Raw genomic sequence first — 12963 nt, forward strand, 5'->3', positions numbered from 1 at the left:
GCAATTCTGATTACGTAACCTGGGGTGGACACCTTCCGACCGGCGCCGAGCGGCGAGGGAGAATGAACGCCGTGACTGATCAGGGACCGCAGACCTTCGACGAACTGGTCGCCGAACTGCGCGCGCGGCACGACTCGCTGTCGCAGGCGCACCGCAAGCTCTCGGAGCGGGTGATGGCCGACCCGGAGGCCGTCGCTTTCATGACCGTGTCCGAACTGGCGGCGGCGGTCGGCGTCAACGAGGCGACGGTCGTCCGCTTCGCGAACGCCCTGGGGCTCAAGGGATATCCCGGACTGATCCGGCTGTGCCGAGAGCGGCTGCAAGAGCAGGCGCAGCTGCTGCGCCGGTTCGACAATCTGGAGCGCCTGCCCGCCGACGGGGGCGGGCTGCTGAATCGCACGCTGGGCTTCGATCAGGCCAATATCGCCCGCACCTTCGCCCGCATCGAGGACGAGACTTGGGAGCGGGCGGTGCGGCACCTCGCCGAGGCGCCGCGGGTCCACGTGATGGGGCTGCGCAAATGCCACGCCCCGGCCTATCTGCTGGCCTATCTGCTGGGCATGGTGCGCGAGGAGGTCGACCTGGTGACCGCGACGGCCGGTGCGCTGACCGACGATCTGCGCCGGGTGCGCGCGGGAGATTGCTTCGTGGCCATGTCGATTCACCGCTATATGGCCGAAACCGTGCGCGGCGCGGCGTGGGCGAGTTCGGTGGGCGCGCATGTCGTCGCGCTGACCGACAATCCGGGGTCGCCGCTGGCCGCCACGGCCGACGACTGTTTCTTCGTCGACGCGACCAGCCCCTCGGTGCTGCGCTCGATGACCGCGTTCACCTCGCTGGTGCAGGCGCTCACCGCGGGAGTGGCCAGGTCGCACGGGCGCGAGGCCCGCGCCTCACTGCTGCAGGAGGAGCGGTTGCTCAGCGACTTCCACGTCTACACAACGGATTCGGGCCGGTAGCGTTCCGCCTCAGCCGTGACGGTCGGCCGGTGCCGGAGCGAACCACGTCATGTAGAACGCGGTCGCCAGGCCCGCGAAGCCGCCGAGCAGTGCGATCCCGAACGGGACCGGATACTGCGCCATCGCGGCGGCGAAATACCTGGTGCACAGCAAGACTCCGGTGCAGGTCGCGATGCCCAGCGCCACCAGGGCCGACCGCTGCCGATCCCAGCCGCGGTCGGGATCGCGCAGCACGGATTCGATGGTCAGGCACAGTGTGGCGCCGACGATGAGGTCGATGCCGTAGTGCGCACCGAAGCCCAGCGTCGCGGCCAGCGTCCCGGCGAGCCAGAACGCGCCGCCCCAGCACAGCCACAGCGGTCCGCGCCGAGAGTGGATGAACAGCGACAGCGCCCAGGCGGTGTGCAGCGAGGGCATGCAGTTGCGTGGCGTGATGCTGTCGAAACTCAGCGGCTCGATCGAGTTCGACAGCGGCGGAACGATATTCGGCCAGACATCGGCCGCCTCCAGGCCGTGTCCCTCCGGTCCGTAGGCCAGGATCGGTCCCACCACCGGGAAGATCACATAGAAGATCGGCCCGATGAGCCCGATCGCCAGGAACGTTCGCACCAGGTAGTGCCGTGGCCATGCGCCCGCGGTGACGCCGCGCAGCTGCCAGGCCGCGACCACTATCGCCGCGACCGGAAGTTCGAAGTAGACCCAGCGCAGGATTCCGGACGCCACCGGCCCCGCCGCGTCGAGCGCCTGCCCGGCCACCCAGGAGGGGTTCCCGAGCGCCCGATCGGCCTGTTGCACAAAGGGATCGAGTACCTCCGGGGTGGCCCACGCGGTGACGTCCAGCCAGATGTCGCCGACCTTGGTGGCCAGGATCAGCAGCGCGCCCAGCGCGATCGTGCGCAGCGCGGTGCGCTGCCGCTCCCCGGTCCAGCGCGCGACCGCGAGCGCCGCGAGGGCGGTCAGCACCAGTGTCGGGCCGTTGCCGACGGTGAACTTGTGGCCCTCGGCGGCGCGCACGATCACGAAGACGAGATCGAGCCCGACCGCGGCCGCGACGGCGATCGCGCGCTCGCGCCAGGTGATTCCGGCCAGCGCCAGCAGAAAGCCCGCCCACGGCGTGGTCGCGGACTTGGGAATTCCCGCGTAGTCGCGGAAGAGGCTGGTCAGCGGGCCCAGCGCGTGGATGTGGACGGCCATGAGCTCGCCCGCGACGAGCACGAGCACCGCCGCCGCGATTCCGAGCCACACCGCTGCCGGCCCGTAGCGGCGGACTCGGAGTTGCAGCGCGCCCATCCGTTCGACCGGCGGGGCCGGTCTCCCGTGCGCGTCGTCGAGAAGCATTCGGACATCGTAAACAGTGCGTGAACGGAGGGTTTCGGGAGTCTTCGCCGATCGTCAGGCGCCACTGTCCTTTTAATTGCGTGGGAAGGTCGCCGCCGTATGATCCGGACCACCGTGCGCGGTCGCGGTGGACGCGCCGGGAGAACCGGCGGTCTCGGTGCGGCGCGAGTTCTGCCACGTGACGTAGGCGGCGCTCGAGCAGATGCACACGATTCCGGCCCAGCGCGGGATCGACAGGCCCTCGTGCAGGACGACGAGTCCGGCGAGGGCCGCGACGACGGGTTCCAGGGTGAGCAGTGTGCCGACGATCCCGGGGGAGAGCCGTTGCAGCGCAGCGAGTTCGAGCGAGTACGGAATCACGGCCGACACCACGGCCACGACCGCGCCCGCGCACAGCACCCCGGGGTCGATCAGGGTGCGACCGTCCTCCGCCACGCCCCACGGCACGGCCAGCAGAGCCCCGGCGCCCACACCGAACGCGAGCACGGATCGACTGTCGGCGTGCGACCCGGCTCGGCGCGACAGCAGCAGGTAGATCCCCATCGCCGCCGCCGAGAGCAGCGCCAGCGCGATGCCCTGCCAGGCCAGCGCGCCCGACGCCGGATCGCGCACCAGCCACACCCCGGCCACGACCAGCGCCACCACGCCGATATCGACGACCCGGCGCGAGGCGCACAGCGCCACCGTCAGCGGTCCGAGCAGCTGCAGGCTGCTGGCGACCCCGAGTGGAAGGTAGTGCAGCGCCGGGTAGATCAGGTTCATCCCGGCGATCGCGGCGCCGAGTCCGAGCGCGGTGCGCGACCGCGCGCCGCGGGGCAGTGCGCGCGGGCGTGCCAGGGCCAGCAGCACGATCGCCGCGAAGCCCAGCCGGAGCGCGACGACGCCGCCGGGGCCCACCTGGGCGAACAATTGTTTGCCAAGTGCCTGTCCGGTCTGCGTGGCTACGGCGGCGGCCAGGACGAAAACCGGTGCGGGAAACATGTTTTCAGCGTCATCCCGAAAAGCGTTCAGGTCCATCGGATAATTTCGATGTTTGTTATTTAGAATCAGCTACATGATTGATCTACGCCGGGTTCAGGTGCTGCGGGTGCTCGCCGATCGCGGCACCGTGGCGGCCGCCGCCGCGGCGCTGTACGTGACGCCCTCGGCGGTCTCGCAGCAGATCCGTTCGCTGGCCACCGAACTCGGCGTCGAACTGCTGCGCCGGGAGGGCCGCAACGTACGGCTGACCGAGGCCGCGCGGGCTCTGCTCGAACACGCCGACGCGCTGCACGAGCACTGGGAGCGTGCCCGCGCCGACGTGCTGTCCCGGGGCACGGATCTGACCGGTCCGCTCCGGTTCACGGGCGTCTCCTCCGCCCTGGCCGCCGTCGTCGCCCCGGCCCTGGCGCTGCTGCGCGAGCGGCACCCCGGGATCGACGGCTCCGCGCGCGAGCAGGAGTCGACGAGCTTCTTCCGGGAGCTGCTGACCGAGTCCGCCGATATCGCCGTCGGATTCCCGACCGCCGCGACACCGCCCGTCGACGACGCCCGTTTCGAGCAGCGCGTGCTCTTCGACGACGTGCAGGATCTGCTGGTGCCGCGCGGACACCCACTGGCCCAGCGGAATTCGGTGACCCTGCGTGACGCGGCCGCGGAACCGTGGATTCTCGACGAACCCGGCGGCGACACCTACGACGTCGTGATTACCTCCTGCGCGGCAGCGGGGTTCACCCCGCGCGTCGTCCATCACGTCAAGGAGTGGTTCGCCGTATCCACGTTCGTGGCACAGGGTTTCGGAGTATGTCTGCTGCCGCGGCTGGCCCCCATTCCCGACGACCACGCGGTCATCCGGATTCCGCTGCGCGGCAGCCCGCGTCCGACCCGCACCATCATCGGCGGCATCCGCCGGGGCTCGGGGGACAACCCGTTGATCGCGGCGGGCCTGGCCGCCGTGATAGAGATCGGCGAGGCCGTCGCCGCCGCGAACGGTGACCGGTAGGTCGTGTCACAGATCGGCGGCGCGCCCGCCCGGATGCCGGTCCCGCCAGACCCAGAACACGGTGCAGGACAGCACTGCCCAGCCCGCCAGCACCAGGAACGGGAACAGGTGCTGGTGACCGGCGAAGTAGACCGCGGTGTGCTGGGCGTTGACGGACGCGCCCGGCGGCAGCCACCGGCCGATGCTGCCCAGCACCGACGGCAGCAGCGGCCACGAGACCGCCCCGCCCGACGACGGATTGCCCAGCAGCACCATCAGGCCCCAGGTCGGGATCATCGCCCAGCGGCCGAACAGCGTGTTGAACATCGTGAAGATCATGCCCGAGGTGAACATCGTCAGGGCCAGGATGAACCACGACTCCAGGAAGGGCAGCCGCAGCGCGTCGAGCCACCAGTCCACCACCGCCGCGATCACGAAGCCGCCCAGCACGGAATAGGCGACGGAGTAGGCGATCCGCTCCGGCGGGTTCAGGGCCTGCGCGTGCACGCTCAGCTGGATCGCCCCGACGAAGCCGACGATCACGGCCGCCAGCGTGATGTAGAAGATCGCCAGACCGCGCGGGTCCCCGCGCTGCAGGGGATTGATATCGGTGACCGTGACCGGCACCCCGACCTGGCGGCCCACCTGCCCGGCCGCGCTCGAAATCACCTCGGCCACAGACGATCCCGAGGCGCCGGAGACCGCCACCGGCACGAGGTCGGGCTGTCCGACATCCACGATCGCGAAGACCCGCTGTGCGGCCACGGCCGCCCCGGCAGCCTCGGGCGTGTCGTACCGGATGACGTGCAGTGAACCGTCCACCGCCCGGTCCATGTTCGCCAGGAAGGCGGCTCCCGTGGTCGGCGCGGCCCGGTCGGCGTGCACCACCGCGACGGGAATGCGGTGTGGTGTCGGGTTGGCCAGCGTGTAGGTATAGGAGCCCGCGAACAATCCCGCCGCGGCCCCCAGGATGAACACCAGCACGGTCGCCGGGAAGAACGGCGACTGCCGGAAGCGGCGCCACCGTCTGCGCCATCTGGCAACGCTGCCGCTATCGGCATCGCCATGACTCTGAGCAGGATTTTCTATCTCGCTCTCGGGCATACCGCCACCATAGGCGGGGTTGCTGATGCTGACTGGCAACCGGCTGTCCGGGGTGGCGGGGACCCGAGTGGACTGTTCGAAGCGGTATTCGCTGCTCATGACGCTCACGCCAGGGCGGGTTTGCGGACCTGTGTCAGCCGTGCCCGGCGCCGATGCTGTGCAGCACCTCGTGGATGATCGGGTCGTCGAGCTGGTTGGCGACCGCGCGGCCGACCCGCGTCGAGGTGATGTACTGCCCCTGGCGCAGCACCCGCAGCGCCTGCGATACGGAGTTCTCGGTGCGGCCGGTGGCCGCGGCGAGCTCGCTCACGGTGATGCCCGGAGAGCAGTGCAGGCAGAGCAGGATCTCCAGTCGGTTCGGGTCGGAGAGCAGGTCGAAGCGCCGGGCCCAGGCGTCGATATCGACGTCGCGGAGTGCGGACCGACCGCGCCCGACCGGTGACCCCGCCGTGGACTTAGGTTCACCCATGGCCAACAAGTTAGCCGGATCCCGGCGCCGGCTCTATGATCTGTCCACCTGAACAGATGAACAGTTAGAAGGCTTTCGATGAGGGGTAGCTCCCGGCCACTGCGGGTCGCCGGTGTCCTGGTCGCGCTCGCCGCGGCCGCCTCGGCGTGCGGGGCCCCGAGCACGGCCACGGACGGGTCGCTGGTCCTGGCCGACGGCTTCGAGCTGGGTGGATACAACCCGATCGCCGGATACGGGGCCGCCGGTGAGGCGAAGATGTACGACGGGCTGCTGAAGCTGCACGGCGGCCCCGGCCTGCCCACCTTCGACCCCGCGTTGGCCACGCAGCTCCCGGCCGCGGACCCCGAGGCCACCGAGTGGACGGTCCCGCTGCGGGCGGGCGTGAGGTTCAGCGACGGTTCGGACTTCGACGCCGCCGACGTGGTGGCGACCTACCGGGCGATACTCGACCCCGCCTCGGCGTCGGAGGTGCGCTCGTCCTACGAGATGATCGACCGCGTGGAGGCGGTCGGCCCGGCCACGGTGAAATTCACCCTGCGCTATCCGTACGCGGCGTTCCCGACCAAACTGCTGATCGGCATCGTGCCGTCGGAATCGGTAGCGACGCCGGGCCCCGTCGCCGAATCTCCGCTCAACTCCGCGCCGATCGGCACCGGCCCGTACCGGCTGACCCGGCTGACACCCGACCGCGCGATCTTCGAGGCGAACGAGAACTACTGGGGCGGTGCGCCTTCGGTGCGGAAGATGACCCTGGTCTACGTGCCCGACGACAACACCCGCGCCCAGCGCATGGCCGCGGGTGAACTCGACGGCACCACCCTGCCGCCGCTGCTGGCGCGCACCTTCGCCGCCACCGAGGGAATGACGGTGTCGTCCAACACCTCCGCCGACTGGCGCGGGGTGTCGCTGCCGTCCGGACATCCGGTGACCGGTGACGCCGCGGTCCGGCGGGCACTCAATCTCGCGGTGGACCGCCGCGCGACCATCGACAACGTCCTCGGCGGCTACGGGCGGCCCGCGTACACGCCGGTGCCGGAGGTGTACGGGTACGCATACAATCCGCAGGCCGTATTCGCCTTCGACCGGCCCCGGGCCCTGCGCATCCTGGACGAGGCCGGATGGGGTGAGGGCGCGGACGGCATCCGGGTACGGAACGGGCAGCGCGCGATGTTCACGGTCGTGTACAAGTCCACCGATACGCTGCGCCGGGATCTGGCGCAGGCCTTCGCCTCCGACGCCCGGCGCATCGGCATCGAGGTGAATCTCGAAGCGCTGTCGTCGGATCGGATCGCACCGCGCGTGGACCACGACGCCGTCCTGCTCGGCGGCGGCGACGAGCCCTACGATCCGGACACCCAGACCTACAAGACGCTGCACTCGTCCTATCTGGACCCAGCCGTCGGCAGCGCGTACGACAATGCCAGCCGCTACGCGAATCCGGCCTTCGACGCGGCCCTGGACCGCGGCCGCCGCGGCACCGACCCGGCCGCCCGCGCCGCCGCGTACCGCGATCTGCAGACGGCCTACATAGACGACCCGAGCTATGTCTTCCTGGCCTTCCTCGACCACACCTACGTCACCCGCGACTCCGGCTGGACGATGTCGGGCCCGGTGCTGGAACCGCATACGCACGGCGTGGCGTGGGGTCCGTGGTGGTCGCTGCAGACCTGGAGCCGCACGCCGTGACCGCGCCGGTCATCCTGCGGCGCAGCCGGTTCCGCGATCGCGGGCTGCCGGGCATGATCGGCGTCCGGCTGCTCACCCTGGTCCCGGTGCTCGGCCTGGTGTCCGCGGGCCTGTTCGCGGCCGCCGCGGTCTCGCCGTTCGATCCGCTGGTGGGCTACCTCGGCACTCGGTACGAGACCACCGGTCAGGCCGACAAGGCCCTGCTGGCGGAGCAATTGGGCTTCGACAGCCCGTGGTACCGGCTGCTGGGCCGGTGGCTGCGCGGGGTGTTCACCGGTGATCTCGGAATGTCGCGCACCTACGGCCAGCCCGTGAGTCAGGTGGTGGCCGAACGGATTCCGTGGACCATGCTGCTGGTCGGGGTCGCGCTCGCGGCGGCCGTGCTGGTCGCGGTGGCGCTGGGCGCGTGGACCGGGATGCGGCGCGGGGGAATGGTGGATCGGCTGGTGACCACGGCCTGCGTCGTGGTGCAGGGGCTGCCGCCGTTCGTGCTGGCCTTGACGGCCATCGCGGTCTTCGCGGTCGGCCTGCGCTGGCTGCCCCCGGCCGGACTCACCGATGCCGGAGCCGATCCGGATGCCGCCCAGGTGCTCCGGCATCTGGTGCTGCCCGCGGCGGCCCTGGCGCTGTCGCAACTGCCCTGGCTGCTGCTGGCGGTGCGGGAATCGGTGTCGCAGAACAGAAGTGAGGATTTCGTGGCCGGGGCCGTGGCTCGCGGCATCGACACCGGGACCATCGCCCGCCGCCACATCCTGCCCATGTCACTCGCGCCCTTCGTGACCATCCTGGGGGTGCGGCTGCCGGAGATCGTGGTCGGCGCGGTCCTGGTGGAGGAGATCTTCTCCTGGCCCGGTATCGCGGGCGCCTTCGTCGGATCGGCGACCGATCTGGACATGCCGCTGCTGGCGCTGCTGACCGTGGGCACGACCTGCGCGGTCATGTGCGGCTCCCTGATCGCCGATATCGCCTGTGTGCTCCTGGATCCGAGGGTGCGTGCCGATGGCTGAGCGGCGATGGTGGATCGCGGTCGCGGTCCTCGCGGCGGTCGCGGCGTACGCGCTGGTCGTGCCCTGGTTCACCGATATAGATGACCGCCTGACCGATTTCGCGGCGGCCCGGCGGGCACCGTCCGGGGAGCACTGGTTCGGCACCGACGCCGCGGGCCGGGATCTGTTCGTGCGCATCGCCGCGGCCATTCGCGTCTCGCTGCTGGTCGCGCTCGGATCGGCGCTGCTGGCAACGGTTCTCGGCACCCTGGTCGGCACGCTCGCCGCGCTGGCCGGTGGCTGGACGGACCGGCTGGTCATGCGGGTGGCCGACACCACCAACGCGCTCCCGCACCTGTTGCTGGGGATCGTGATCGTGGCCCTGTTCCGCGGCAGCGTGCCTGCCGTGGTGCTGTCCATCGGGCTCACCCACTGGGTGCAGGTGGCGCGCGTCGTGCGCGTGGAGGCACTGAGCCTGCGCGAACGCGAATACCTCAGTGCCGCAAGGCTGGCCGGTGCGAGCCGCGGCCATCTGCTGCTGCGCCATCTGCTGCCCGCCGTCGCCCCGCAGGCCGTCATCGCCGTGGTGCTGCTGCTCCCGCACGCCGTATGGCACGAATCGACGCTGTCGTTCCTGGGATTCGGCCTGCCGCCGCATGCCCCGAGCCTGGGCGCCCTCCTCGAGGAGGCACGCGGCTCGCTGCTGCTGGGGGGCTGGTGGACACTGGCGTTTCCGGCGGGCGTACTCGTCGTCACCACGGTGGCCGTCGCGGTCGCCGGATCGGCGCTGCGCGGCCTGCTGATACCGCCGAAACCGACGAAGGCGGTGGCGTGACCCGCACCGCGGCGACCACGCGCGACGGCCTCGTGATCGAGTCGCTGACCGTCCGAATCCCGGTGCGTCGCAACAGGTTCGTGCACGCCGCGACCGAGGTCACGCTCGCGGCCCCGCGCGGCCGCGTGACCGCCCTGGTCGGCGAGTCCGGCTGCGGCAAGTCGATCGTCGCGAGCGCCGTGATGGGGCTGCTGCCGCCCGGCGCGCTGGTCTCCGGCACGGTGGCGGTGTCCACCGGCGACGGCGCCGTGGATGCGCTCACCGCGGGCGGCGCCTATCGCGGTCGGCATGCCGCCCTCGTACCCCAGTCCCCGGCAACGTCTTTCACCCCGGTGCGCACCATCGGCTCCCAGCTCGCCGAGACGGTCGCGGCCCTGGGTTCGCCGCACACCTGCGCCGAACTGGCCGAGCGCGCCGGATTTCCCGTGGCCGCGCTGGACCGGTATCCACACGAGTTGTCCGGCGGTATGGCGCAACGCGCCGCCCTCGCCGCGGCCCTCGCCGGTGACCCGGATATGCTGGTTGCCGACGAACCCACCTCCGGTCTCGACCGTGACCGCACCGACCGCGCACTGCGGCTGCTGCGCGAATGCGCCGACGCCGGGGCCGCCGTCCTGCTCATCACCCACGACCTGGCCGCGCTCATCCGCACCCGGGTCGCCGACACCGTCGCCGTCATGTACGCCTCGCACCTCATGGAGTGCGGTCCCGCGGACGAGTTGCTCGACGACCCCTGGCACGAGTACACGCGGGACCTGCTGGCGGCACTGCCGGGCCGGGGGCTGCGACCGCTGCCGCATCCGACCCCGGAGCTGACCGATCTCGCGCCGGAGCGCTGTCCGTACCTCGGCGGCCCGACCACCGCGGTGCCGCGAGGAGCCCGCGTGATTCGCGAACGGAGCCGGTGATGCTGGCGGCCGAGGCGGTGACGGTCGGGTACGGCCGCGGCGAAACCGTCATCGACGCGGTCGATTTCGCGGTCGAACCCGGCAGGCTGATCGGGCTCCACGGCGAATCCGGTTCCGGGAAGACCACTCTCGTGCGGACCCTGGCGGGCTTGGTGACGCCGCGCGCGGGCATGGTGACCCTGGACGGCGAGCCGCTGGCGCGGGCGCCGCGCGGCGCGGTGGCCGTGGTGTTCCAGTCGCCGCGCGCGGCCACCAATCCGCGCTTCACCCTGGCGCGGATCATCGGCGAACCCGCCCGCATTCGCGGCGAGCGCGATCCGGATATCGGAACCCTCTGCGCCGCAGTCGGTCTGACGCCGGACCTGTTGGACCGCCGCCCCCACGAGGTGAGCGACGGGCAACTCCAGCGGGCCTGCGTCGCCCGCGCGCTGGCGCAGCGCCCGCGCTATCTGCTCTGTGACGAGGCGACCGCCATGCTGGACGCGGCGACGACGGCGGCGATCATGCGACTGATCATGGGTCGCGCGGCCGACGAGGGGATCGGCGTCCTGGTCGTGGCCCACGACCAGGATCTGCTCGAGGCCTGCTGTGACCGGGTGGCCCCCATTGTGCCGAATGCTTCCTGAAATTGTCTTCAGGCTGATTCAGGTTGTCTTCAGCCGCTCCCTGCGACCGTAACGGTGTCCGAAAGGCGTCACAGCCGACAACGAGAGGTGCGGTCAGGTTATGGGCCAGACAGTGCGTATCGATGGACATCCCTACCAGGTGCTCGGCAGCGCTCGGCTATCGCTGAAGTCGCGCGCCTGCTACGGCAAGTATCGCTTCACGCTACGACGGATATCGGACGGGTCGCTGTGGACGGCCTTCGGCGCCTGGGTCACCCCGGCGTCGGAACTGGTGCGCTCCGATAGCCCGGCACGCTGAGCACCGGCGTCGGCGGACCAGTTCTGCCCGTTCGGAACTGCGGCTGAAGCCCACGATCGGCCGGTTGTCGAGATACGGTCGGCTCATTCGTCATTCTCTACAGCCGACCGTGACCGGGTGAGTGGAGGACCCAGTGCAGTACATGTTGCTGATCTACAACTGCGACCGGCCCGAACCGGACGATCCGGACTTCGCCGAGGCGCTGGCACGGGTGAACGCGTTCGCCGACGAGTGTCGGCGCCGCGGCGTCTTCGTCTCTGGACACCCGCTGCAGGGGGAGCACACGGCCACCACGATCAGCGTCCGGGGCGGCCGGACGCTGATCACCGACGGGCCGTTCGCCGAGACGCACGAACATCTCGGCGGCGTCTATGTCCTCGACTGCCGCAGCCTGGACGAGGCGCTGGAGCTGGCCGCGCTGTGCCCGCTGGCGGAGGCGGGGTCGATCGAGGTGCGTCCCGTCGCCGGGGTGCCCGGCCTGGACCACCGTCCGGCGGACGCGGCGGCCGACGGTCGATGACCGCCGCGGCGGCGCTGCAGCGGGTCTACGGCGAGCATCGGGTTCGGATGCTCGCCGCCCTGATCCGTGCGCTCGGCGACTTCGAACTCGCCGAGGACGCACTGCAGGACGCCTGCGCACTCGCGCTGCGCAAGTGGGACACGGTGCCCGACGATCCGATGGCGTGGCTGCTCACCGCGGCCCGCAACAGCGCGATCGATCGGTTGCGGCGGGCCCGGCGCGGCCGGGAGAAGCTCGTCGCGGCCGGTGAGCGGTCCGAGGCGGTGACGACGAGGCCCGACTACGGGGACGACAGCCTGCTGCGCGCGGGCGACGAGCGGCTGAGCCTGATCTTCACCTGCTGCCATCCCGCGCTGTCCGAGGACGCCCGGGTCGCCCTGACCCTGCAGGCGGTGGCCGGACTGACCGCCGCGCAGATCGCCCGCATGTTCCTGGTCGGCGAACCGGCCCTGGCGCAGCGCCTGGTCCGCGCGAAACGCAAGATCCGCGACGCGGGCATCAGCCTGGAGGTCCCCGCCGACCACCTGCTGCCCGATCGGCTGTCCGGGGTGCTCGCGGTCGTGTATCTGATCTTCACGCAGGGCTACACCTGCCCTCCCGAGCACGGCGCGCTGTGCCGCGAGGCGATCCGGCTCGCCGAACTGATCGCCAGCCTGATGCCCGACGAGCCCGAAACGCTCGGCCTGGTCGCGTTGCTGCTGTTGCACGATTCGCGCCGGGCCGCCCGCTTCGACCCCGCCGGGGACGTGGTGCTGCTGGAGGATCAGGACCGCTCGCGCTGGGACGGCGCCGAGATCGTCGAGGCGGTCGGGGTGCTCGACCGGGCTCTGCGGCTGGGCAGGCCGGGGCCGTATCAGTTGCAGGCGGCGATCGCCGCCCTGCACGCTCAGGCGCCCGCCGCGGAGCGGACGGACTGGGCGGGTATCGCCGCCCTCTACGCGCGGTTGCTCACGGTCGATCCTTCGCCGGTGGTGGCGCTGAATCATGCTGTGGCAGTGGCGATGTCGACCACTCCGGAAGAGGGGCTGGCACTGATCGACGGTATCGAGGGCCTGGGCCGCTATCACCTGCTGCACGCGGCGCGAGCCGATCTGCTGCGCCGTCTCGGCCGCACCGAGGCGGCGGCGGCCGAGTACCGGCGGGCGCACGAACTCGCCGCGGGTCCGACGGACCGGCGATTCCTCGCCCGTCGCCTGCTCGAACTCGACAGCACGGCCTAGTTTGAGGGTTTTCGGTCGGTTATCCCCAGATATGCTGGTCTAAATCTCAATCGA

General features: G+C 70.8%; 14 protein-coding genes. 10 read left to right on the plus strand and 4 right to left on the minus strand.

Annotated features, from left to right (window positions below):
* Nucleotides 1-71 precede the first annotated feature (71 nt).
* Complete coding sequence (locus ACYVLQ_RS04100) at nucleotides 72-959, plus strand: MurR/RpiR family transcriptional regulator (protein WP_460696008.1); 888 nt, start codon at nucleotides 72-74, stop codon at nucleotides 957-959.
* A gap of 9 nt (nucleotides 960-968) precedes the next feature.
* Here ACYVLQ_RS04100 and ACYVLQ_RS04105 read toward each other — a convergent pair whose 3' ends face one another.
* A complete protein-coding gene (locus tag ACYVLQ_RS04105) occupies nucleotides 969-2297 on the minus strand; it encodes a DUF5933 domain-containing protein (RefSeq protein WP_460696009.1) in 1329 nt (442 codons plus the stop codon).
* Between the two features lie 72 nt (nucleotides 2298-2369).
* Entirely contained in the window at nucleotides 2370-3278 is a 909-nt protein-coding gene (locus tag ACYVLQ_RS04110; protein WP_460696010.1) for an EamA family transporter, read from the minus strand.
* Nucleotides 3279-3351: 73 nt separating this feature from the next.
* Here ACYVLQ_RS04110 and ACYVLQ_RS04115 point away from each other — a divergent pair, with 73 nt between their 5' ends.
* Complete coding sequence (locus ACYVLQ_RS04115; protein WP_460696011.1) at nucleotides 3352-4278, plus strand: LysR family transcriptional regulator; 927 nt, start codon at nucleotides 3352-3354, stop codon at nucleotides 4276-4278.
* Nucleotides 4279-4284: 6 nt separating this feature from the next.
* Here the strand turns inward: ACYVLQ_RS04115 and ACYVLQ_RS04120 are convergent, their stop codons facing one another.
* Nucleotides 4285-5460: an ABC-2 transporter permease gene (locus ACYVLQ_RS04120; RefSeq protein ID WP_460696012.1), complete on the minus strand. Its 1176-nt coding sequence runs from the start codon at nucleotides 5458-5460 to the stop codon at nucleotides 4285-4287.
* Nucleotides 5461-5494: 34 nt separating this feature from the next.
* On the minus strand, nucleotides 5495-5830 hold the full coding sequence (locus ACYVLQ_RS04125; protein WP_460696013.1) for an ArsR/SmtB family transcription factor: 336 nt from the start codon (nucleotides 5828-5830) through the stop codon (nucleotides 5495-5497).
* A 78-nt stretch (nucleotides 5831-5908) separates the two neighbouring features.
* Between ACYVLQ_RS04125 and ACYVLQ_RS04130 the strand changes: the two genes are divergently transcribed.
* From ACYVLQ_RS04130 to ACYVLQ_RS04165, 8 genes are all read left to right on the plus strand, one after another.
* On the plus strand, nucleotides 5909-7516 hold the full coding sequence (locus ACYVLQ_RS04130; RefSeq protein WP_460696014.1) for an ABC transporter substrate-binding protein: 1608 nt from the start codon (nucleotides 5909-5911) through the stop codon (nucleotides 7514-7516).
* The gene (locus ACYVLQ_RS04135; protein ID WP_460696015.1) at nucleotides 7480-8523 is read left to right on the plus strand and encodes an ABC transporter permease; all 1044 of its coding nucleotides are present in this window, start codon (nucleotides 7480-7482) and stop codon (nucleotides 8521-8523) included. The genes ACYVLQ_RS04130 and ACYVLQ_RS04135 overlap by 37 nt, the downstream gene beginning before the upstream one ends.
* A complete protein-coding gene (locus ACYVLQ_RS04140) occupies nucleotides 8516-9337 on the plus strand; it encodes an ABC transporter permease (protein ID WP_460696016.1) in 822 nt (273 codons plus the stop codon). Before ACYVLQ_RS04135 ends, ACYVLQ_RS04140 begins: the two co-directional genes overlap by 8 nt.
* Nucleotides 9334-10245: an ATP-binding cassette domain-containing protein gene (locus ACYVLQ_RS04145; RefSeq protein ID WP_460696017.1), complete on the plus strand. Its 912-nt coding sequence runs from the start codon at nucleotides 9334-9336 to the stop codon at nucleotides 10243-10245. The genes ACYVLQ_RS04140 and ACYVLQ_RS04145 overlap by 4 nt, the downstream gene beginning before the upstream one ends.
* The gene (locus tag ACYVLQ_RS04150; protein WP_460696018.1) at nucleotides 10245-10871 is read left to right on the plus strand and encodes an ABC transporter ATP-binding protein; all 627 of its coding nucleotides are present in this window, start codon (nucleotides 10245-10247) and stop codon (nucleotides 10869-10871) included. Before ACYVLQ_RS04145 ends, ACYVLQ_RS04150 begins: the two co-directional genes overlap by 1 nt.
* Before the next feature lie 100 nt (nucleotides 10872-10971).
* Nucleotides 10972-11169 carry a hypothetical protein gene (locus ACYVLQ_RS04155; protein WP_460696019.1) on the plus strand — a complete coding sequence of 66 codons (198 nt, stop codon included), beginning with the start codon at nucleotides 10972-10974 and terminating at the stop codon, nucleotides 11167-11169.
* 142 nt (nucleotides 11170-11311) lie between these two features.
* Complete coding sequence (locus tag ACYVLQ_RS04160; RefSeq protein WP_460696181.1) at nucleotides 11312-11689, plus strand: YciI family protein; 378 nt, start codon at nucleotides 11312-11314, stop codon at nucleotides 11687-11689.
* Nucleotides 11686-12909: an RNA polymerase sigma factor gene (locus ACYVLQ_RS04165; RefSeq protein WP_460696020.1), complete on the plus strand. Its 1224-nt coding sequence runs from the start codon at nucleotides 11686-11688 to the stop codon at nucleotides 12907-12909. The genes ACYVLQ_RS04160 and ACYVLQ_RS04165 overlap by 4 nt, the downstream gene beginning before the upstream one ends.
* Nucleotides 12910-12963 lie beyond the last annotated feature (54 nt).

This window comes from Nocardia thraciensis (genome assembly GCF_054782435.1).

Excerpts from the sequence above, each read along its gene's own strand:
- ACYVLQ_RS04105 (WP_460696009.1), bottom strand. The coding sequence starts at position 2,297 with ATGCTTCTCGACGACGCGCACGGGAGACCGGCCCCGCCGGTCGAACGG.
- ACYVLQ_RS04110 (WP_460696010.1), bottom strand. The coding sequence starts at position 3,278 with ATGTTTCCCGCACCGGTTTTCGTCCTGGCCGCCGCCGTAGCCACGCAG.
- ACYVLQ_RS04115 (WP_460696011.1), top strand. The coding sequence starts at position 3,352 with ATGATTGATCTACGCCGGGTTCAGGTGCTGCGGGTGCTCGCCGATCGC.
- ACYVLQ_RS04120 (WP_460696012.1), bottom strand. The coding sequence starts at position 5,460 with ATGAGCAGCGAATACCGCTTCGAACAGTCCACTCGGGTCCCCGCCACC.
- ACYVLQ_RS04125 (WP_460696013.1), bottom strand. The coding sequence starts at position 5,830 with ATGGGTGAACCTAAGTCCACGGCGGGGTCACCGGTCGGGCGCGGTCGG.
- ACYVLQ_RS04130 (WP_460696014.1), top strand. The coding sequence starts at position 5,909 with ATGAGGGGTAGCTCCCGGCCACTGCGGGTCGCCGGTGTCCTGGTCGCG.
- ACYVLQ_RS04140 (WP_460696016.1), top strand. The coding sequence starts at position 8,516 with ATGGCTGAGCGGCGATGGTGGATCGCGGTCGCGGTCCTCGCGGCGGTC.
- ACYVLQ_RS04150 (WP_460696018.1), top strand. The coding sequence starts at position 10,245 with ATGCTGGCGGCCGAGGCGGTGACGGTCGGGTACGGCCGCGGCGAAACC.
- ACYVLQ_RS04155 (WP_460696019.1), top strand. The coding sequence starts at position 10,972 with ATGGGCCAGACAGTGCGTATCGATGGACATCCCTACCAGGTGCTCGGC.
- ACYVLQ_RS04160 (WP_460696181.1), top strand. The coding sequence starts at position 11,312 with ATGTTGCTGATCTACAACTGCGACCGGCCCGAACCGGACGATCCGGAC.
- ACYVLQ_RS04165 (WP_460696020.1), top strand. The coding sequence starts at position 11,686 with ATGACCGCCGCGGCGGCGCTGCAGCGGGTCTACGGCGAGCATCGGGTT.